Origin of the sequence: Actinocorallia sp. API 0066 (assembly GCF_020991275.1) — a bacterium.
In the GTDB taxonomy this organism is placed as follows: Bacteria; Actinomycetota; Actinomycetes; order Streptosporangiales; family Streptosporangiaceae; genus Actinocorallia.
On sequence record NZ_JAJLQY010000008.1, the window covers coordinates 210,106 to 226,360 of the forward strand.

The 16,255-nt window shown below is 72.5% G+C and carries 18 protein-coding genes; 7 read left to right on the forward strand and 11 right to left on the reverse strand.

Going from position 1 to position 16,255, the window contains the following annotated elements:
- Positions 1 to 1,173 carry an ATP-binding protein gene (locus tag LO762_RS21250; protein WP_230617610.1) on the reverse strand — a complete coding sequence of 391 codons (1,173 nt, stop codon included), beginning with the start codon at positions 1,171 to 1,173 and terminating at the stop codon, positions 1 to 3.
- 161 nt (positions 1,174 to 1,334) lie between these two features.
- On the opposite strand from LO762_RS21250, the gene LO762_RS21255 reads away from it, so the two are divergent.
- Positions 1,335 to 1,616 carry a DUF6343 family protein gene (locus LO762_RS21255; RefSeq protein WP_230617611.1) on the forward strand — a complete coding sequence of 94 codons (282 nt, stop codon included), beginning with the start codon at positions 1,335 to 1,337 and terminating at the stop codon, positions 1,614 to 1,616.
- A gap of 7 nt (positions 1,617 to 1,623) precedes the next feature.
- Here the strand turns inward: LO762_RS21255 and LO762_RS21260 are convergent, their stop codons facing one another.
- The 5 genes from LO762_RS21260 to LO762_RS21285 form a co-directional block, all read right to left on the reverse strand.
- Entirely contained in the window at positions 1,624 to 2,208 is a 585-nt protein-coding gene (locus tag LO762_RS21260) for a helix-turn-helix domain-containing protein (protein WP_230617612.1), read from the reverse strand.
- A gap of 110 nt (positions 2,209 to 2,318) precedes the next feature.
- Positions 2,319 to 3,350 (reverse strand): FAD-dependent monooxygenase, encoded by a 1,032-nt coding sequence (locus LO762_RS21265; RefSeq protein ID WP_230617613.1) that lies wholly within the window; start codon positions 3,348 to 3,350, stop codon positions 2,319 to 2,321.
- Positions 3,351 to 3,684: 334 nt separating this feature from the next.
- Positions 3,685 to 3,996: a DUF6191 domain-containing protein gene (locus LO762_RS21270; RefSeq protein ID WP_230617614.1), complete on the reverse strand. Its 312-nt coding sequence runs from the start codon at positions 3,994 to 3,996 to the stop codon at positions 3,685 to 3,687.
- Positions 3,997 to 4,314: 318 nt separating this feature from the next.
- Positions 4,315 to 5,514 carry a serine hydrolase gene (locus LO762_RS21275; RefSeq protein ID WP_255687462.1) on the reverse strand — a complete coding sequence of 400 codons (1,200 nt, stop codon included), beginning with the start codon at positions 5,512 to 5,514 and terminating at the stop codon, positions 4,315 to 4,317.
- A 78-nt stretch (positions 5,515 to 5,592) separates the two neighbouring features.
- Positions 5,593 to 6,261: a TetR/AcrR family transcriptional regulator gene (locus LO762_RS21285; RefSeq protein WP_230617615.1), complete on the reverse strand. Its 669-nt coding sequence runs from the start codon at positions 6,259 to 6,261 to the stop codon at positions 5,593 to 5,595.
- 145 nt (positions 6,262 to 6,406) lie between these two features.
- Here LO762_RS21285 and LO762_RS21290 point away from each other — a divergent pair, with 145 nt between their 5' ends.
- The 4 genes from LO762_RS21290 to LO762_RS21305 all read left to right on the forward strand — a co-directional run bounded on the left by LO762_RS21290 (position 6,407) and on the right by LO762_RS21305 (position 9,086).
- The gene (locus LO762_RS21290) at positions 6,407 to 7,723 is read left to right on the forward strand and encodes an amidohydrolase (protein WP_230617616.1); all 1,317 of its coding nucleotides are present in this window, start codon (positions 6,407 to 6,409) and stop codon (positions 7,721 to 7,723) included.
- A 129-nt stretch (positions 7,724 to 7,852) separates the two neighbouring features.
- The gene (locus LO762_RS21295; RefSeq protein WP_230617617.1) at positions 7,853 to 8,446 is read left to right on the forward strand and encodes a hypothetical protein; all 594 of its coding nucleotides are present in this window, start codon (positions 7,853 to 7,855) and stop codon (positions 8,444 to 8,446) included.
- Positions 8,447 to 8,558: 112 nt separating this feature from the next.
- On the forward strand, positions 8,559 to 8,717 hold the full coding sequence (locus LO762_RS21300; RefSeq protein ID WP_230617618.1) for a DUF3073 family protein: 159 nt from the start codon (positions 8,559 to 8,561) through the stop codon (positions 8,715 to 8,717).
- The gene (locus LO762_RS21305) at positions 8,718 to 9,086 is read left to right on the forward strand and encodes a metalloregulator ArsR/SmtB family transcription factor (protein WP_230617619.1); all 369 of its coding nucleotides are present in this window, start codon (positions 8,718 to 8,720) and stop codon (positions 9,084 to 9,086) included.
- 68 nt (positions 9,087 to 9,154) lie between these two features.
- Here LO762_RS21305 and LO762_RS21310 read toward each other — a convergent pair whose 3' ends face one another.
- Positions 9,155 to 10,699 carry an acetate--CoA ligase family protein gene (locus LO762_RS21310; RefSeq protein ID WP_230617620.1) on the reverse strand — a complete coding sequence of 515 codons (1,545 nt, stop codon included), beginning with the start codon at positions 10,697 to 10,699 and terminating at the stop codon, positions 9,155 to 9,157.
- Here LO762_RS21310 and LO762_RS33605 point away from each other — a divergent pair.
- Positions 10,681 to 11,739, forward strand: a complete 1,059-nt coding sequence (locus tag LO762_RS33605; RefSeq protein ID WP_230617621.1) for a phenylacetate--CoA ligase family protein — start codon at positions 10,681 to 10,683, stop codon at positions 11,737 to 11,739. The genes LO762_RS21310 and LO762_RS33605 overlap by 19 nt on opposite strands.
- A gap of 320 nt (positions 11,740 to 12,059) precedes the next feature.
- Here LO762_RS33605 and LO762_RS21320 read toward each other — a convergent pair whose 3' ends face one another.
- Together LO762_RS21320 and LO762_RS21325 are read right to left on the reverse strand one after the other, a co-directional pair.
- On the reverse strand, positions 12,060 to 12,707 hold the full coding sequence (locus LO762_RS21320) for a response regulator transcription factor (RefSeq protein ID WP_230617622.1): 648 nt from the start codon (positions 12,705 to 12,707) through the stop codon (positions 12,060 to 12,062).
- Positions 12,704 to 13,849, reverse strand: coding sequence for a sensor histidine kinase (locus LO762_RS21325; protein ID WP_230617623.1), 1,146 nt, complete (start codon positions 13,847 to 13,849; stop codon positions 12,704 to 12,706). The genes LO762_RS21320 and LO762_RS21325 overlap by 4 nt, the downstream gene beginning before the upstream one ends.
- Positions 13,850 to 14,011: 162 nt before the next feature.
- Here LO762_RS21325 and LO762_RS21330 point away from each other — a divergent pair, with 162 nt between their 5' ends.
- Entirely contained in the window at positions 14,012 to 14,476 is a 465-nt protein-coding gene (locus LO762_RS21330) for a DUF6326 family protein (protein WP_230617624.1), read from the forward strand.
- A 36-nt stretch (positions 14,477 to 14,512) separates the two neighbouring features.
- On the opposite strand, the gene LO762_RS21335 is transcribed toward LO762_RS21330, so the two are convergent.
- Positions 14,513 to 14,980: a YdeI/OmpD-associated family protein gene (locus tag LO762_RS21335; protein WP_230617625.1), complete on the reverse strand. Its 468-nt coding sequence runs from the start codon at positions 14,978 to 14,980 to the stop codon at positions 14,513 to 14,515.
- Positions 14,981 to 15,036: 56 nt separating this feature from the next.
- Entirely contained in the window at positions 15,037 to 16,254 is a 1,218-nt protein-coding gene (locus tag LO762_RS21340; protein WP_230617626.1) for a hypothetical protein, read from the reverse strand.
- Position 16,255: the final 1 nt, after the last annotated feature.

Below are 16,255 nucleotides of genomic sequence, written 5' to 3' on the forward strand. Positions count from 1 at the left end.
TCAGCCCGTCCGCAGCGGCAGCCGCAGCTCCAGCACCGCGCCGGGCGAGCCGTCGGCCACGACCAGCGACCCTCCGTGCGCGTGCGCGATCTCCCGCGAGATCGGCAGGCCCAGGCCCGTCCCGCCAGGATCGGCCTTGCGCGCGTCCGCCCTGCGGAAGAACCTCGCGAACACCGCCTCCCGGTCCTCCGGCGGGATGCCGGGGCCGTCGTCGGCGACCCGCAGCACCGCCAGCCCGTCCTCCACCCCCACCGACACCTCGATCCGCGCCACCGCGTGCCGCTCCGCGTTCGCCAGCAGGTTCGCCACCAGCCGCGCCAGCCGCACCTTCGACCCCGCCACCGTCACCCCGCCCTCCAGCGTCACCGCGAGCTTCAGCCCCTGCGGCGCCCGCCGCGCCAGATCCCCCTCCACCAGCGCCGCGAGATCCACCGGGTCGACGGGCGCGGGACCGCCCGACTCCAGCCGGGCCAGCTCCAGCAGGTCGGCGACGATGTCGCCCAGATGCTCGGCGTCCTCCAGCGCCGCCCGCAGGATGTCCTGCGGATCGGCCATGGGATCCTCCAACGCCACCTGCAGCCGTGTCTGCAGGCCCGTGATCGGGCCGCGCAGGTCGTGCGAGGTGTCCGCGACGGCCCTGCGCTCCCGCTCCCGCAGGCCCCGCAGCCGCCGGTTGGCCTCCTCCAGCTCGACCGTCCTGGCGAACAGGTCGGCCTCCACCACCTGCATCCGCGCCTCAAGCCCGTACAGGCCCGGCGGCGAGTCGAACCGGTGGCCGCGGACCTGCTGCACGAACGCCGTCGCCTCCTCACCCCGGTGGATCACGTACCGGACGGCGCCCGTCCCGTCCAGCACCGGCGCGTTCATCAGGCTCCAGTAGCGCTCCTCCACGATCCCGTCCGGCCGCTCCACGTCGTAGCGCAGCAGCGGCATCACGTCCACCCGCCGGTCGGCCACCACCCGCTCCAGCGACGCCCGCAGCAGCGCCGGTCCCTGGTCGAACGCGCCGCCCGGGAACCGCTCGTAGATCAGCTCGCCGATGAGCTGCTCCCTGGCCCAGCCCGACGCCGCCTCGTAGGCCCGGTTCACCGCCAGGAACTCCGCCCCCGGCGACAGCACCGCCGTCGGGATGGGCATCGCCTCGAACACCGCGGCGAAGTCGACTCCGCTCACGTCGACCCCCTTCCCGACCGGGCTGGCCGTCTCCCCCCACGTTCGCACCCGACCCCGCCCCCGGACCTCCAAGACCGCACCAAGGAATCCTGACTTTTCCCCCCGCGCCGATCGCCGGGCGGGAGAGGTTTGCCGGGACCCGTCCGGGCAAGGGCACACCTATGGACCCACAGGACGGACGCGACGGGAAGAACCGGCGGATCTCGCACCGGCGGGCGGGCACCGAGCCCGTCACCGCGCGCAGCGCCCTCGGGCTGCGCGCCGGGATGTCCGCGGTCGCCCTCCTCGCCGCCGTCGTCGCCGGCGTGGTGTTCGCGCTGCGCGCCATGGGCGGCGCGGGGCCGGGCGCCGCGCCCTGGGTGATCACCGGGATCTGCGCCGCCGTCGCCGTCATCGCCGCGATCGACCTCGCCGTCATCTACCGCAGGTCCAAGGAGCCCTGACGCCCCGTCACCCTTCCCGGCCCTGGGGACGGGCCCGCAGGTGCGCGCGCTCGCCCTGGCGGCCGAACAGGCTGAGGATCTCCACCGGCCGCTCGCCGGCCGCGCCGAACCAGTGCGGCACCCGCGTGTCGAACTCCGCCGCCTCACCGGGCGCCAGCACCAGGTCGTGCTCGCCCAGCACCACCCGCAGGCTCCCGTTGAGGACGTACAGCCACTCGTAGCCCTCGTGCGTCTGCGGCTCGGGATGGCGCCGCGCCGGATGGATCACCAGCTTGTACGCCTGGATCCCGTCCGCCCTGCGGGTCAGCGGCAGCATCGTCATCCCGGGCCGCTCCACCGGCCGCAGATGGACCCGCGGATCGCCCGTCGCCGGCGCGTCCACCAGGTCGTCGAGCGTCACCCCGTACACCCGGGCCAGCGGCAGCAGCAACTCCAGCGTCGCCTTCCGCGTCCCGGACTCCAGCCGCGACAGCGTGCTCACCGAGATCCCCGTCGCGGCCGTGACCTCCGTCAGCGTCATCGCCCGCCGGGCCCGCAGCTCCCGCAGCCGAGCCCCGACCCCGCCGAGCACCCGCCCCACCTCGTCGTCCATGCCCCCACCGTGCCAGACCGGCAACACCCTTTGCCAGCGGGCCTGGGCTCCCAGGTCGGCGGGCGTTGACGAGCGCTCCGGCGGCACGCCCGCCGATCCGCGTCAGGGTGTCAGGCGCGGGTGAAGGACGTGCTGAAGGAGCGTCCGGCCGAGACGCGGCGGCGCATGTCGGCCAGCCGCAGGTACTCGTAGCGCCGCAGGGCCTCTTCGGGGGAGGTCGTGCCGGTGAACGCGTCGGCGAGGGCGGCGGCGTCCGTCACGGCCTCCTCGAAGCCCGCGCCCGTCATCGGCGTCTGCGCGTGCGCGGCGTCCCCGAGGAGCGCGATCCGGCCGCTGACGACCCGGTCGGGCAGGTACTCGGCGATCGGCGTCGCGATCACCTCGCGGTCCCGGAACGCCTGGACGACGGCGGACCGCCACGGCTCGTCCCAGGTCCGCTCGGCGAGGTCGGCCATGGCGCCGTAGATCCGGCGGAACAGCGCGTTGCGCGCCGGGTCGAACCAGCCCCAGCCGAAGCGGGTGACCTCGGCGTCGCCGTCGACCAGCGGGTACACCGCGAGCATGCCGCCGCCGTCGGGGAAGAAGTCGGGGCCGCCCGCCCGGCCCCGGTACTCCGGCGGCAACTCGGACTGGCCGAGCCACACGACGTATCCGGCGTACGCGGCGTGCGGGCGGGCCGCGTCGACGTGGAGGCGGACGACGCTGCGGTAGCCGTCGGCGCCGACGAGCGCGTCCGCCGTCCAGGTCCGGCCGTCCCTGGTGCGGGCCCACGCGGCGGTGCCGTCCTGTCCGACCTCGGCGACGTGCTCGCCCTCGACGAGCGTGATGAGCGGCTCGGCTTCGACGGCCTTGCGCAGCGCCTGGTGGACGTCCCACCAGGCGTGGGGGAGTACCCCCTGGCTGGTCGACGCGCCGCCGAGGACCTCACGGACGGTCCGCCACGCGCCGTCGCCTATCGCCCGGTGCAGCCGCGCCCCGGCGACGAGGATCGCGACGCCGCGCTGGGTCCGCCCGGTGGTCCGCTCCAGCACCGTCGAGGACCGGCCCTGTGCCGCGAGGGCGAGTGCCGTCGTCAGCCCGCCGAGCGAGCCGCCCACGATGAGCGTCTCGACGGTTCCGGACGCCGTGTTCGTCGCCTGCATGGGAATGACGTCCTCCTGACCGGGCCTGCCGCTTTCACGTGTGGGTCCGCGGTTCGCGAGCCCACGCTCACGATGCCAGCCGGAACCCGTCGCAAACAGGGGCTACCCGTGTCCTGGGCCTCGTCTGTCCCCCAGTAACCTTACTGTGTAAAGGCGCCGGGCCGGGCTGGGCCCCACCACCCCACAGAAACCCACCAACAAAACGGACTAAAGACTCATCAATCAAGGCCGGTGCGCGGCCTGGTGGGGGTTCTGTCGGCTTTGACGAGGTGCCGCGGGTCGATCGGAACGCCGCCGTGGCCCGTCGATCTGGTTCCGCACGTGCCGGGCGCCGTCACCGGTGGTCCGGACGGATGACGGCGGTGCCGCCGTCCAGGTCGATCCGGGTGCGCGGCGGCGCTCCGTCCCCCTCCTCGTCGCGGAGCATCAGCGACGTCCGCCGCTGGTCGAGTTCGTACCGCTTCGTCGCGTGGAACAGCGCCTGCAACTCGTCGATCCCGGCCGCCGACACCGCTCTCCCCTGCTCCTCGGTCCGCCACGGCAGCCGCAGCCGCCGATGCGCCGCCAACCCGAGCCGGTCCACCGCCGCGAGCACCACCAACAGCAGCACCAACCCGGGAACCGTCAGGAACAGCACAACCGCCATGCCACACCAACGCCCCACCCCACCCCCCGGTTCCCGCGCGCGGTGCCCGGCGGAGGCTGCGCTCATGCTCAAGGGAATCGAGTGCTCCGCCCGCCTGCGAGCAAGGCGGCCAAGCCCGGACCGCTGAGAAACCAGATGGGCCTGTACGACCACACCTTCCGCAGACATCGCCGATCGGCCGTGGGGCCCTGACGGTTCCGGTGGCGGACGAGGCACGCGTCGTGCCGTTGGCGATGTCGAGGGCCTGCTGCCGGGAAGGTGGGCGGGGGTCGTCTGTGGAGGCGGCGCGACGGGGGTGGGCGCGTGGGGCTTCGGGGGTTAGGGGTGGGTGGCCAGGGCACGGAAGACGGTGTAGGTTTCGCGTTCGTCTTGTTCGGTGCCGTGGTCGCTGAGTTTGACGATGACGGTGCGGGTGGCGGGGTTGACGTAGGTGTACTGGCCGTGGATGCCGATGGCGGAGTAGTCGGTGGGGTCGGTGGGTGAGTGGTGCCACCATTGGGCGGAGTAGCCCCAGGGGCCCAGGGCGTGGGGGGAGGGGGTGGCGATGCGGGTGATCCAGGAGGTGGGGACGATCTGCTGTCCGGCGGCGCGGCCGTCGTCGAGGACGAGTTGGCCGATGCGGGCGTAGTCGCGGGCGGTGGCGTTGACGCAGCAGTACGCCTTCTCGGTGCCGCCGGGGCGGTCGAGGTTCCAGGTGGCGGTGTGTTCGGCGCCGACGGGTTTCCAGAGGCGTTCGGTGAGGAGGTCGGCGAGGGGGATGCCGGTGACGCGGGTGAGGATGAGGCCGAGGATCTGGGTGTCGACGCTGCGGTAGTCGGCGCGGCTGCCGGGGGTGAAGGCGAGGTCGCGGTGGTCCTTGACGAAGGCGGGCAGGTCGTGGGTGAGGTACATGCGGGCGGTGCCGGTGAAGGGCCAGTACTCCTTGTAGTTCTCGGACACGTTGATGCCGGAGGCCATGTCGAGGAGGTCGCGGACGGTGACGGTGTCGTAGGCGTCGCCGGTGCGCAGTTCGGGGAGCAGGTCGGTGAGGCGGGCGGCCTCGGTGAGTTCGCCGCGTGCGATGGCCTGGCCGACGAGGAGGGAGATGATGGATTTGGCCATGGACCAGGAGGAGAGGCGTGTGGTGTCGGTGACGCCGTCGCGGTACCACTCGTGGGTGACGGCTCCGTCGCGTAGGATGACGAGGGCGTTGGTGTGGGTGAGGTCGAGGAAGCGTGCGACGGTGATGTGGTCGCCCTTCCAGGGGACGGTGTCGGGTAGGGCTTGTGGGGTGGTGGGGAGTGGTGTGGGTGGTCCGGTGGTGATCTCGCGGGTGGGGAAGAGGTCGCCCCAGCGGGAGGGTTGGGCGTTGAGGACCTGGTAGAGGGTGTGGGGCGGGGGGACGTCCATGGCGGTGGTGGTGGCGTAGGCGGCGCCGGTCAGGAGTGTGAGGGCGGCGGGTGTCGCGATGAGGGCGCGCCGGAGGGTGCGGCGTCGGCGGGGCGGGGTTGGTGTTGTCGTGTCGTGGGGGGAATCCATACTGGGGTCTCCGTCTCTTGTGGGATGGGGTCGCCCATCCCGGGGGTCTTCTGCCGCTGCCGTGGGTCGGCGCGGTGGTCATGCGTGGGGGTCGCCTGGGTGGATGGAGGCGGCGACGGAGAGCCAGAGGGCGTGCAGGAGCGCGGTGAGGACTTCGTCGGAGCCGTGGCGGGCGAGGTCGGGCAGGTGGCGGGTGATGGCGGGGTACCGGTCGGCGGGGAGGGTGGCGTAGGCGCCGGCCCAGGCGCGTTCGTCCGCTGCGCGGACGTGGTCGGGGAGGACGGCGTAGCCGGCGAGGGTGCCTGCGTAGGCGAGGATGGTGTCGGCGAGCATGCGTTGGTGGCGGGTGACGGCTTCGCCGCGGAGGCCGACTTCTTCGAGGGCGGTGAGCATCATTTCGATGACGGCGAATTCGCCGGGGCCGCGGGTGGTGCGGGCGGCGATGGCGGCGCCGACGTAGGGGTGTGCGGTGTAGACGGTGACGACGCTGCGGGCGAGTGCCTGGAGGCGTTCGCGGGGTGGGAGTCCGGTGGGGACGGCGGCGGCCGCCATGGTGAGGAGGCGGTCGCCGACGGCGAGGAGGAGGGCGTCGCGGTCGGTGAAGTGCCGCCAGACCGCTGATCTGTCGGCGCCGAGTTCCGCGCCGAGTGCTCGGCCGGTGAGGCCGTCGGGTTCGCCGCGTGCGGCGACGCGGATGGCCGCGTCGACGATGATCTCGGGTGAGAGCCGTGCGCCGCCTCGTCCCACCGTGTCTCCCTTGTGTCGATCGTTGGTGTCATCAGTGATGACACCAACGATACTCCGGGGATTGCCTGGTTTGCTCCTCGCTGGCGGGAGGTGGGGTGGCTCGCCCTGGGTATTCCTGGAGGAGTTCCGGATCTGAGGAGAGGCCATGCAGGACACGGGCGCAGCGGCGGGCCGGGAGCGGCGGATCCCGGATGACTGGCATGACCGGTACGGTGCCGCGCTGGCTGAGCTGTACCGGGATCTGCATCGGCATCCGGAGTTGTCGTTCCAGGAGCATCGGACGGCTGCCGTGTTGGCGGCGGAGTTGCGGAAGACGTCGGCCGAGGTGACGGAGGGGGTGGGTGGTACGGGGGTCGTCGCGGTTCTGGCGAACGGTGACGGGCCTGTGGTGATGCTGCGCGCGGACATCGACGCGTTGCCGATGGAGGAGAAGACGGGTCTGCCGTATGCGAGTACCGCGACGGGTACGGATCCGGAGGGTGTGACGGGTCCGGTGATGCACGCGTGTGGTCATGACATGCACGCGGTGTGTCTGTTGGGTGCGGTCGTCCTGTTGGACGAGCTGCGTTCGTCGTGGTCGGGGACGGTCGTGGCGGTGTTCCAGCCCGCCGAGGAGGTCGCGGCGGGTGCGCGGGCGATGTTGGACGACGGTCTGTTGGACCGGTTCCCGAGGCCGTCGGTCGTGTTGGGGCAGCATGTGGGGCCGTTGCCGGCGGGGATGGTCGGGCATCGGTCGGGGCCGGTGATGGCGGCGTTGGACGCGTTGCGGGTGCGGCTGTTCGGGCGTGGCGGGCACGGGTCGCGGCCGGAGAACACGGTGGACCCGATCGTGATGGCGGCTTCGACGGTGTTGCGGCTCCAGGGGATCGTCGCGCGGGAGGTCGCGGCGGCCGAGGCGGCGGTGGTGACGGTGGGGAGTCTGCGCGCCGGGACGAAGGACAACATCATCCCTGACCACGCCGATCTCGGGATCTCGGTGCGGACGTTCACGCCGCAGGTCCGTGAGCGGGTGCTGGCGGCGGTCACCCGGATCGTCAACGGGGAGGCGGCGGTGTCGGGTGCGGAGCGTGTCCCGGAGATCAGTCGTGAGCATGGCACTCCCGTGCTGGTGAGTGATCCGGCCGCGACGGATCGGACGGTCGCCGCGTTCGCCGGGCATTTCGGGTCGGACGCGCTCCTGCCGATGCCGCAGTTGACGGGGAGTGAGGATGTCGGGTATCTGGGTGCCGCCGCGGGGGTGCCGACGGTGTTCTGGTTCTGGGGTGGCCTCGATCGTGACACGGTGTTGACCGCGTTCGCCGAGGGCCGCTTCGAGCGGGACATCCCGGGTAACCACTCTTCGCTGTTCGCGCCCGTGGTCGAGCCGACGCTCAGGACCGGTGTGGAGGCCCTGACCGTGGCGGCGTTGACGTGGCTGGGCGCGGGTGCGGGTGGGAGGGAGGTGGTGGTGGGGCGGGGGTGAGGGCGTGGAGGGCAAACGCGAAAGCTGTCACATTCCGGTCAGAGGTGAAGAACTTTCGCCTATTGACCGGCCTGTCATGGCTTTTTACTGTCGCAGTGGCATCCCCACCACCCCAGCAAGGAGCCACTCATGAACGCTCTCCGCAAGGCCGCCGTGCTCGGCGCCGCGTCGGTCGCCGTGGTGGCGCTGGCGTCGCCCGCGCACGCGGCCACCCCCGTGTACAACGCGGCGACCAGCGCCGTGTACTCCGGCAACGTCCAGGGCGCGCTCATCGGCACGGCCTCGGTCACCACGTCGCTCGGCGGCGGCACCTGCAGCTCCTCCACCCTGGGCGGCGGCGTCACGAGCGGTGGCGCGCTCACCCTCACGTCCGCGAGCTTCGCCGACTGCGGCGACACGACCGTCACGGCGCAGAACCTGCCGTGGGCGGGCGGCTCGTTCGACGCGACCACCGCGGGCCCCGGCGGCCGTGACGGCACCGTCACCATCGCCGGGTTCCGCGTGCGGGCCGTCGTCAGCGTCTTCGGCATCACGTGCGTCTACGGCGGGACGGTCGTCGGCAACGCGTTCAATAACGCCGACCTGGACGTCACCATCAGCCAGTCGCTCGGCAAGCAGTCGGGCAGCAGCTTCCTGTGCCCGGGGAGCGCGACCGTCACCGCCGCCTACGCCATCCGCGGTGAGACGAGCCCCGGCGTCTTCACCACCCCCCTCGCCCTCTGACCCGTCTCCCGGCCTCCGCCTCCGGGCGGAGGCCCCCGGGAACACCCACCGTTGCCTACTTGCTAAACTTCGCAAGTAGATGACAGGCGCGGAACCCGAAGGGAGTCCGATCGTGGGACGCGGGCGGGCCAAGGCCCAGCAGCGCAAGATCGCGCGGGCGCTGAAGTACGACGGCGGTAGGGTCGATCTCGACAGGCTCCGCCACGACCTGCGGGTCGGTGACGGCGAGGAGCGGCACGACCACCTCGACCCCGAGCACGAGGACGAATGAATGACCGGTGACGCCGCGCGCGGCACGGCGGTGCGGGCACCGCTCTACCAGGTGAAGGCCGAGCTGTTCAGGGCGCTGGCGCACCCTGCCCGGATCCGGATCCTGGAGCTGCTCGGCGATCGTGGCCATTCGGCCGGTGAGCTGGCCCGGGAGATCGGTATCGAGCCGGCGCACCTGTCGCAGCAGATGGCGGTGCTGCGCCGGACGAACCTGGTCGTCGCCCACAAGGAGGGCACCAGCGTTCACTACGCTCTCGCCGATCCCCAGTTGGCCGATCTCCTGAGGATCGCCCGCGACATCCTCACCGCGTCCCTGGCCGGTCAGGCCGATCTCCTCGCGGACCTGCGCGCCACCACCCCGCCGTCCTGAACCGGGCCCGCGACGCCGCACCGGGCTTTGCGGACCGGGCCCGTGAGACGGGCCCGGTCGTTGGGCGGTCAGGTGTTGTTGGCGAGGGAGGTGGCCTTGAGGGCGCGGGCGGGGTCGTTGAACACGGGGATCCCCGCCGTGCGGAGGATGCCGAGGCCGTCGGGGGCGAGTTCGCCGGGCACGGCCCACGACACGATGATGGGTTTGCCGGTCGTGGCGCGCAGGTCGGTGATCTGGCGGGCGATGTCGACGGCCATGGGGTCGGCGACGGTGGAGATGGTGACGGCGACCGCGTCGACCTCGGTGGAGTCGAGCATCAGCCCGAGGGTCCTGCCGAAGATCGAGAAGTCGGCGGTGACGCGGCCGGTCAGGTCGACCGGGTTGGCGACCGCCGCGTATTCGGGCAGCACCCCCCACAGCGCGTCCTGCAACGCGGCGCTGAACGTCGGGACCTGGTACCCGTACTGGGTGCACAGGTCCGCCGTCATGGAACACGCCCCGCCGGAGGTGGACAGCACACCGATCCGTGCGCCGGCGGGCAGGTCGGGGAGCGCCGCGCGGATCTCCAGCGCGTCGAGGAGTTCGGTGGTGGAGTCGATGAGGGTGGCGCCCGCGCGTTCCAGGAGGGCCCGGTAGACGGCGTAGTCGCCGGCGATCGCGCCGGTGTGGGACTGGACGGCGCGGGCGCCGACGTCGGAGCGGCCGTTCTTGAACACCAGCACGGGTTTGCCCGCCGTGGTGGCGCGGGTGACGGCGGCGAGGAGCGCGCGCCCGTCGGTGACGCCTTCGAGGACGACGACGATGGTGTGGGTGTCGGGGTCGTCGGTCAGGTGTTCGAGGTAGTCGGTGACGGTGAGGGCCGCCTGGTTGCCGACGCTGATGAACCGGGAGATGCCGATGCCGCGTTCCCATGCCATCGCGGTGAGGCCGCCGCCGATGGCGCCGCTCTGTGCGACGAGTCCGACGCCTCCGGCGGGTGTGGCGGTCATGTCCTGTGCCTGGCTGAAGGTGACGTACACGTTCTTGCCGGGGCTCATGACGCCGACGGTGTTGGGGCCGGACAGCAGGATGCCGTGCCGGTCGGCGGCTTCGACGAGGCGTTGTTCGAGGTTGTGGTCGCCGACCTCGGAGAACCCGGAGCTGATCACGACGGCGGCGGGGATGCCCGCCGCGCCGGCCTGCTCGATCACGTCCACGACCCCTGAGGCGGCGACGACCACGCACATGAGGTCGACTGTTCCGTGTGGGATGTCCGCGATGGACGGGACGGCCGGGTATCCCTCGATCTGGTCGGCGGTCGGGTGGACAACGATGACGTCCCCGGGGTAGCCCTTCTTCTTGAGGTAGCCGATGATGCGGTTGCCCGGCAGGACGGTGCCGCTGGCGCTCGCGCCGATGACCGCGACCGACCGCGGCTCCAGCAGCTTCCCGAGGTCGTGCCGGGGCCGGGCCGTGCCGGACGACGGTGCGGGCGGGTCGTCGGACGTGGCGATGCGGGCGTCCACGACGAGCGGGCCGCGGCCGGTGACGACGAGGGGGTTCAGGTCGGCTTCGGCCAGGCCAGGCACCAGGCGCTGCGCGCGACGACGAGATCGTGCAGATCCAGGCGTCATCGGGCAGCACCGGCAGCCCGTCCTACGTGGGGCTGACCGCCTCCGACATCACCACCTGGTGTGAACTGGGCGCCCGCGCCCTGTACGCCAACGGGTTCCGGCCCGGCGACCGCGTGTTGCACGCGTTCGGGATGAGCAAGGGGTTCGTCGGTGCGCTGCCCGTCACCCAGATCCTCCAGTACATGGGCATCGTCGACATTCCCATCGGCGCCGAGGCCGGCGCCGACCGGCTGCTGCGCGTCCAGGCCGACCAGCGGCCCAACGCCCTCATCGGCACCCCCTACTTCCTGGCCTACCTCGCCGAGCAGGCGCCCGACATCGTCGGGAAACCCGCCACGGAACTGGGCGTGCGGGCCATCAGCGTCGGCGGTGAGCCCGGCGGCGGCATCCCCGCCGTCCGCGACAACCTCCAGGCGCTGTGGGGCGCGACCGCCCGCGAGATGCTCGGCGGCACCGACATCGCCTGCACCTACTGGGGCGAGTGCGAAGCGGGCGACGGCATGCACTTCCTGTCACCCGACCTCATGGTCGCCGAACTCATCGACCCCGACACCGGCGCCGCCGTCACACCCGTCGAGGGCGCCCACGGCGAACTCGTCTACACCGCGCTACGGCGGCGCGCCTCGCCGCTGCTGCGGTTCCGGACCCGCGACCACGTCGTCGTCACCGGCACGTCCTGCGCGTGCGGCCGGACCGGGTACAAGGTCCGCTGCGTCGGCCGCACCGACGACATGCTCATCGTCCGCGGCATCAACGTGTTCCCCTCCGCCCTCAAACAACTCGTCCTCGAGTTCACCCCCGAAGCGACCGGCGAGATGCGGATCCGCGCCGACTTCACCGGCCACTCCACCCAGCACCCCCTGAAACTCGTCGTCGAACACGCCGCCGACCTGCCACCCCACCACCACGACGACCTCCGCACCCGCCTCGAAACCCGCATCCGCTCCGCCCTCAACGTCAAAACCACCATCACCCTCGTCCCCGAAGGCACCCTGAAACGCCCCGACCACATCAAAGTCGCCCTCATCGAACGCGTCTAACCCCACCTACCCCGCGACCCCCCACCATAACCCCTGGTCAGCGGCGAGGCCGTCCCGCGGCTCCTGCTTCGCCGAACGCCCGACGTCGACGAAGCGCCCCGGCCGCCGACACGCCGCCCGCGACGCCCAAGTCCGCCGCGCGGTAGGGGCAGCCCGCACGAGGTGACAGCCGGTCGACCTCCAGAGCGCGTTCTCGTCGTCGCCCGTCCACCGCTGCGGCGGCCGCCGCGCGGATCGCGGTGTCGGTTTGGTGGCGAGCCGGGTCAGGTCCTCTGGTCGGACGGTCGGGCTTCGGTGATGGTCTTGTGGACGGTGCCGAGTCAGACGCGGCCGGTCTCGTGGGCCCACATGGCGACCTCGACGCGGTTTCGGGCGCCGAGCTTGCGCATGAGGCTGGCGAGGTGGGCTTTGACGGTGCTCGGGGTGATGTGGAGCTCGCCGGCGACCTCATTGTTGGTGCGGCCCTGGGCTACGAGCACGAGGACTTCCTCCTCGCGGGCGGTGAGCGGCTCTCTCGGCTGCCTCGGCGGTGAGGTCTCCGCGTGGGCGAACGCCGCGAGCAGTCGGACGGTCACGCTGGGGGCGATCAGTGCGTTTCCGTCGGCGGCGGCGTGGATGGCCTGGGTCAACAGGGCGGGTCCGGCGTCCTTGAGCAGGAACCCGCGGGCGCCGGCCTTGAGCGCGCCGTGGACGTACTCGTCGAGGTCGAAGGTGGTGATGACCACGATCGGCAGGGGGTCGGTGACGTCGGGCCCGGCGAGGCGCCGGGTGGCCTCGATGCCGTCCATCAGCGGCATCCGGATGTCGAACAGGCCGACGTCGGGGCGCAACAGGAGCGCCAGGCGGACCGCCTCGCGCCCGTCGGCGGCCGCGCCGACCACCTCGATGCCGGGTTGGGCGTCGAGCAGCATGGTCAGCCCGGTGCGCACGATGGGCTGGTCGTCGGCGATGAGGACCCTGATGCTCATCGTGGTGCCCCGGTTCGGGGCAGGACCGCCTCCACCCGCCAGCCCCGCGCGGCGGCGGGGCCCGCGTGGAAGGTGCCGCCGAGCAGCGCGGCGCGTTCCCGCATGCCCACCAGGCCGTAGCCCGCCGGGGCGCGGCCGCCGGCGGCGGAGCCGTCGTCGTCGACGGTCAGCCGTACCTGGTCGGTGTCGCCGGTGACGGCGACGGTGACCCGGGTCGCGTGGCGGGCGTGCCGTCGGGCGTTCGTGACGGACTCCTGGGCCAGGCGGTAGATCGCGGCCCCGACCGCCGGGCTGAGGTCGTCGAGCTCGCCGGACAGCCTCACCTCGACGCGGGGACGCGTCCGGCCCTCGGTGGCGAACCGCTCGACCTCGGCGACGCTTGGCCGCGGCGCGAACTCGGTGTCCTGTGCGGAGCGGAGCACACCGACGATGGCGCGCAGCTCGGTGAGGGTGCGGGTCGCCGCGTCCTCGATGACGGCCAGGGCCTCGATGGCACGCTCGGGGTGGGAGGCCGCGACGGCACGTCCCGCTTGGGCCTGGATGGCGATGCCCGAGACGTGGTGGGCGACGGTGTCGTGGAGTTCACGGGCGAGCAGTTCGCGTTCGCGGGCCTTGGCCTGGTCGATGTCGCGGACGCGGATCTTCGTGCGATAGCGGATCGCGGCGCCGAGCGCGGCGGCGAACAGGAAGAACGCGTATCCGGCGACCATCTCCGCCACGCTGCCCGTTTCGGCGACGCACGTGATGGCCAGCCAGAGCAGGATGACGCCGAGGCCGCTGGCGGCTTCCCGGCCGGAGCCCCACCGGAACAGGGCGTAGGTGATGAGCAGGGTGGCCGCGACACTCGAGGGCAGAGTGCCTTGCGATCCGGTGAGGACGCGGACGAGGTCGACCACCGTCACCGTGCCGAAAGCCACCGCGGACACGACGAGCGGGTGGGTGCGTCGCCACGGAAGGGGGGCGACGACCGCGAGCACGGCGACGAGTAGCAGCGGGAGCGGCGCCATGTCCTCGCGGAGCGCCGCTTCCAGCACGGACCAGCAGATCAGTACCGCGACCAGGGCCCAGTCCCGCGGCCTCCGGTCCGAGGGACGCGCGGGTCGGGGTTCGGCCCACAGCGAGCGGAGTGCGTTGGTGGCCATCTTGGACAGCCTAGGCAGCCCGCGTGTCCGGTGTATCCGCCGAAAGTACAAGAAGTCGGCTGTGCCAACGACCAGGTCGGAGCAGGCTCCGGGGCTGATGTGCCCGCCGACGGCATCCGCGAAGGTGGAAGCACCCACCTGATCAAGCCAAGGAGCACGGTGATGAGAACACCTCAACCCCACACCGCACCAGACAATCCGCCGTCCCAGAGCACGCTGGAAGACCTGCGTCTGCCCGTGCAGGCCAAGCTCGCCGCGGCATGGACCAGCTTCATGTTCCTCTACATCTACGTCGACTACCTCGCCCTGTACAAGCCCGGCTTCCTGGACGACCTCCTGGCCGGCGTCGTCCACGAGTTCGACCTGGGCCCGACCTTCGTCGCCGTCGCGCTCACGCTCATGGCCATCCCGATCCTCATGATCCTGCTGTCCGTGACACTGCCCGCCCGTGTCAACCGCACCGTCAATCTCGTCGTGGCGACGCTCTACATCCCCGTCACGGTGTACAACGCGGCAGGGGAGCCGTGGTCCTACTCCTACTTCTACGGCCTCTCCATCGGACTCGAGGTGCTTCTCCTGGCCTTCGTCCTGCGCTCCGCCTGGAACTGGCCACGCCGCCCGGCGTGACCGCCCGGCGCCGGGCCGGGTGCTCCGGGGGCCGGTTCAGGGCTTGGGGCGCTGCTTGATTCCCGCTTCCAGCAGGCCGACGACTTCAGCGACGCGTTGTGCCCGTACCTCGGGGCGGCGTGTGGTGGCGTCGATCCAGCGCAGGTAGGCGTTGCGGTAGAACTGGGCGAGGGAGTCGAAGAAGGCGCCGGCGGCGGGGCTGGCCTCCAGGGCGGCGGCGACGTCCTCGGCCAGGTCCGCCCGCTGAGGCCCTTCAGGCGCCAGGACCACCTCGACGTGGGCGCCCGGCCGCACGCCGCAGCGCACCCAGGCCGGGCCGAGCAGGAACCCGCGCCGCCCGTCGTGCTCGCCGATCACCGCGCGCACGCCCACCCCGTTGACCGTGCCCGCCACATGGTGGACGGACTTGGGCGCCCAGACCGCGTCGGGGTCGAACGGCACGGGCACGAACATGCGGCCCTGCCCGCCCGGCCGGCTCTGGACGCTGTACCGCTGCTCTCGCACACCCCTGATCCTGTCACGCCGTCCGTGGCCTGCGCGGCGTCATCGTCTTCGACGCCCTAGGGCCCGGTCGGCGGGCGGCGCAGTCGGCCGAGGGCCGTGCCGAGCGCGGCGCCGCCCGCCATGCCCACCGCCCACACGGTGAGCATGGTGAGGAGGAACTCCGGGCGCAGCACGTCGAGGACGGCCGACTGCCACGTCGGCGGGACCGCGTCGCCCGTGCTGAGGTATCCGGCCCTGCGGCTCGCCCACACCACCGCCTCCGGGACGGCCACCACCAGCACCGCCACAAAAGCCGCGGCGCCGGACATCATCCCGGTGCGGAGCCCCGAACCGAACGACCGGTGCCGCCACGCGGCGGCGAGCGCCACACCGAGCAGGACGGCGCCGGGGAACGTCAGCCAGAAGCCGAGGATGCCGCCTTGGCCGTGTGCCAGCGACCAGCGCGACGCCGTGAACGACCCCGCCGCGACCACGGCCGCCACCCCCAGGGCCCACGCCCACGCGCCCGCCAGCCACCCCGTCCGGAGCGCCGCCCACGCCCCGCCGACGGCGAAACCGCGCCGCTCGGCGGGCGCGTCGACCGCGGCGAGCTCCGCGCGCAGCGCGGCGCCCCACGTGGCGCGGTTCGCGGGCAGGCTCGCGGTGGCCAGGTCGAGGAGGAGCTGCCAGACGTCACGCGGCGTCGCGGTCGCCGGGCGGGCGGCGAGGGCCGCCGTCAGGATCGGCCACGGGACGCACCAGGCGAGCGCGAGGAGGAACGCGTCGAACGGCACCAGCAGATCCCCGTCCGCGAGGTTCGCGACCACCGGGAACCCGCCCGGCTCGGCCAGATAGGCGGCCCGCACCGGCAGGTACGCGGCCGCGACACCGCCCGCCACCGCGCCCAACACGAACAGGCCCACGACCGTCCCGGCCCCGAACCCGCGCGCCCGCGTCACCGCCACCGCGCCCAGACACGCGACCGCCGCGCACCCGACCGCGCCGAACAGCCCGAGAACGAGCGCGAGCAACACCACGTCGAAGCCCTCGCGCGGCCCGCCGGACACCACCGCGAGGTACGCCCACTCCGCCCCGGCCGTCACCAGGCCCGCGCCGACGCCGACGGCGAGCAGCCACCGCCGCACCGGCCGCCGCACCCCGTTCCGCAGGGCCGCGCGCATGGCGGCGGGCGCGCCGCCGTCGCGGACGGCGCCACGGAGCCTCACGGCCAGCACCACCAGCGCGGGCACCGCCGCGGGAGCGACCAGAATCAGAAACGGGACGAACGCGGACATC

Bases quoted from the DNA above. Each gene is read 5' to 3' on its own strand.
- LO762_RS21255 (WP_230617611.1), top strand. From the start codon at position 1,335: ATGGACCCACAGGACGGACGCGACGGGAAGAACCGGCGGATCTCGCAC.
- LO762_RS21260 (WP_230617612.1), bottom strand. From the start codon at position 2,208: ATGGACGACGAGGTGGGGCGGGTGCTCGGCGGGGTCGGGGCTCGGCTG.
- LO762_RS21265 (WP_230617613.1), bottom strand. From the start codon at position 3,350: ATGCAGGCGACGAACACGGCGTCCGGAACCGTCGAGACGCTCATCGTG.
- LO762_RS21270 (WP_230617614.1), bottom strand. From the start codon at position 3,996: ATGGCGGTTGTGCTGTTCCTGACGGTTCCCGGGTTGGTGCTGCTGTTG.
- LO762_RS21275 (WP_255687462.1), bottom strand. From the start codon at position 5,514: ATGGATTCCCCCCACGACACGACAACACCAACCCCGCCCCGCCGACGC.
- LO762_RS21290 (WP_230617616.1), top strand. From the start codon at position 6,407: ATGCAGGACACGGGCGCAGCGGCGGGCCGGGAGCGGCGGATCCCGGAT.
- LO762_RS21295 (WP_230617617.1), top strand. From the start codon at position 7,853: ATGAACGCTCTCCGCAAGGCCGCCGTGCTCGGCGCCGCGTCGGTCGCC.
- LO762_RS21305 (WP_230617619.1), top strand. From the start codon at position 8,718: ATGACCGGTGACGCCGCGCGCGGCACGGCGGTGCGGGCACCGCTCTAC.
- LO762_RS21310 (WP_230617620.1), bottom strand. From the start codon at position 10,699: ATGACGCCTGGATCTGCACGATCTCGTCGTCGCGCGCAGCGCCTGGTG.
- LO762_RS21320 (WP_230617622.1), bottom strand. From the start codon at position 12,707: ATGAGCATCAGGGTCCTCATCGCCGACGACCAGCCCATCGTGCGCACC.
- LO762_RS21325 (WP_230617623.1), bottom strand. From the start codon at position 13,849: ATGGCCACCAACGCACTCCGCTCGCTGTGGGCCGAACCCCGACCCGCG.
- LO762_RS21330 (WP_230617624.1), top strand. From the start codon at position 14,012: ATGAGAACACCTCAACCCCACACCGCACCAGACAATCCGCCGTCCCAG.
- LO762_RS21340 (WP_230617626.1), bottom strand. From the start codon at position 16,254: ATGTCCGCGTTCGTCCCGTTTCTGATTCTGGTCGCTCCCGCGGCGGTG.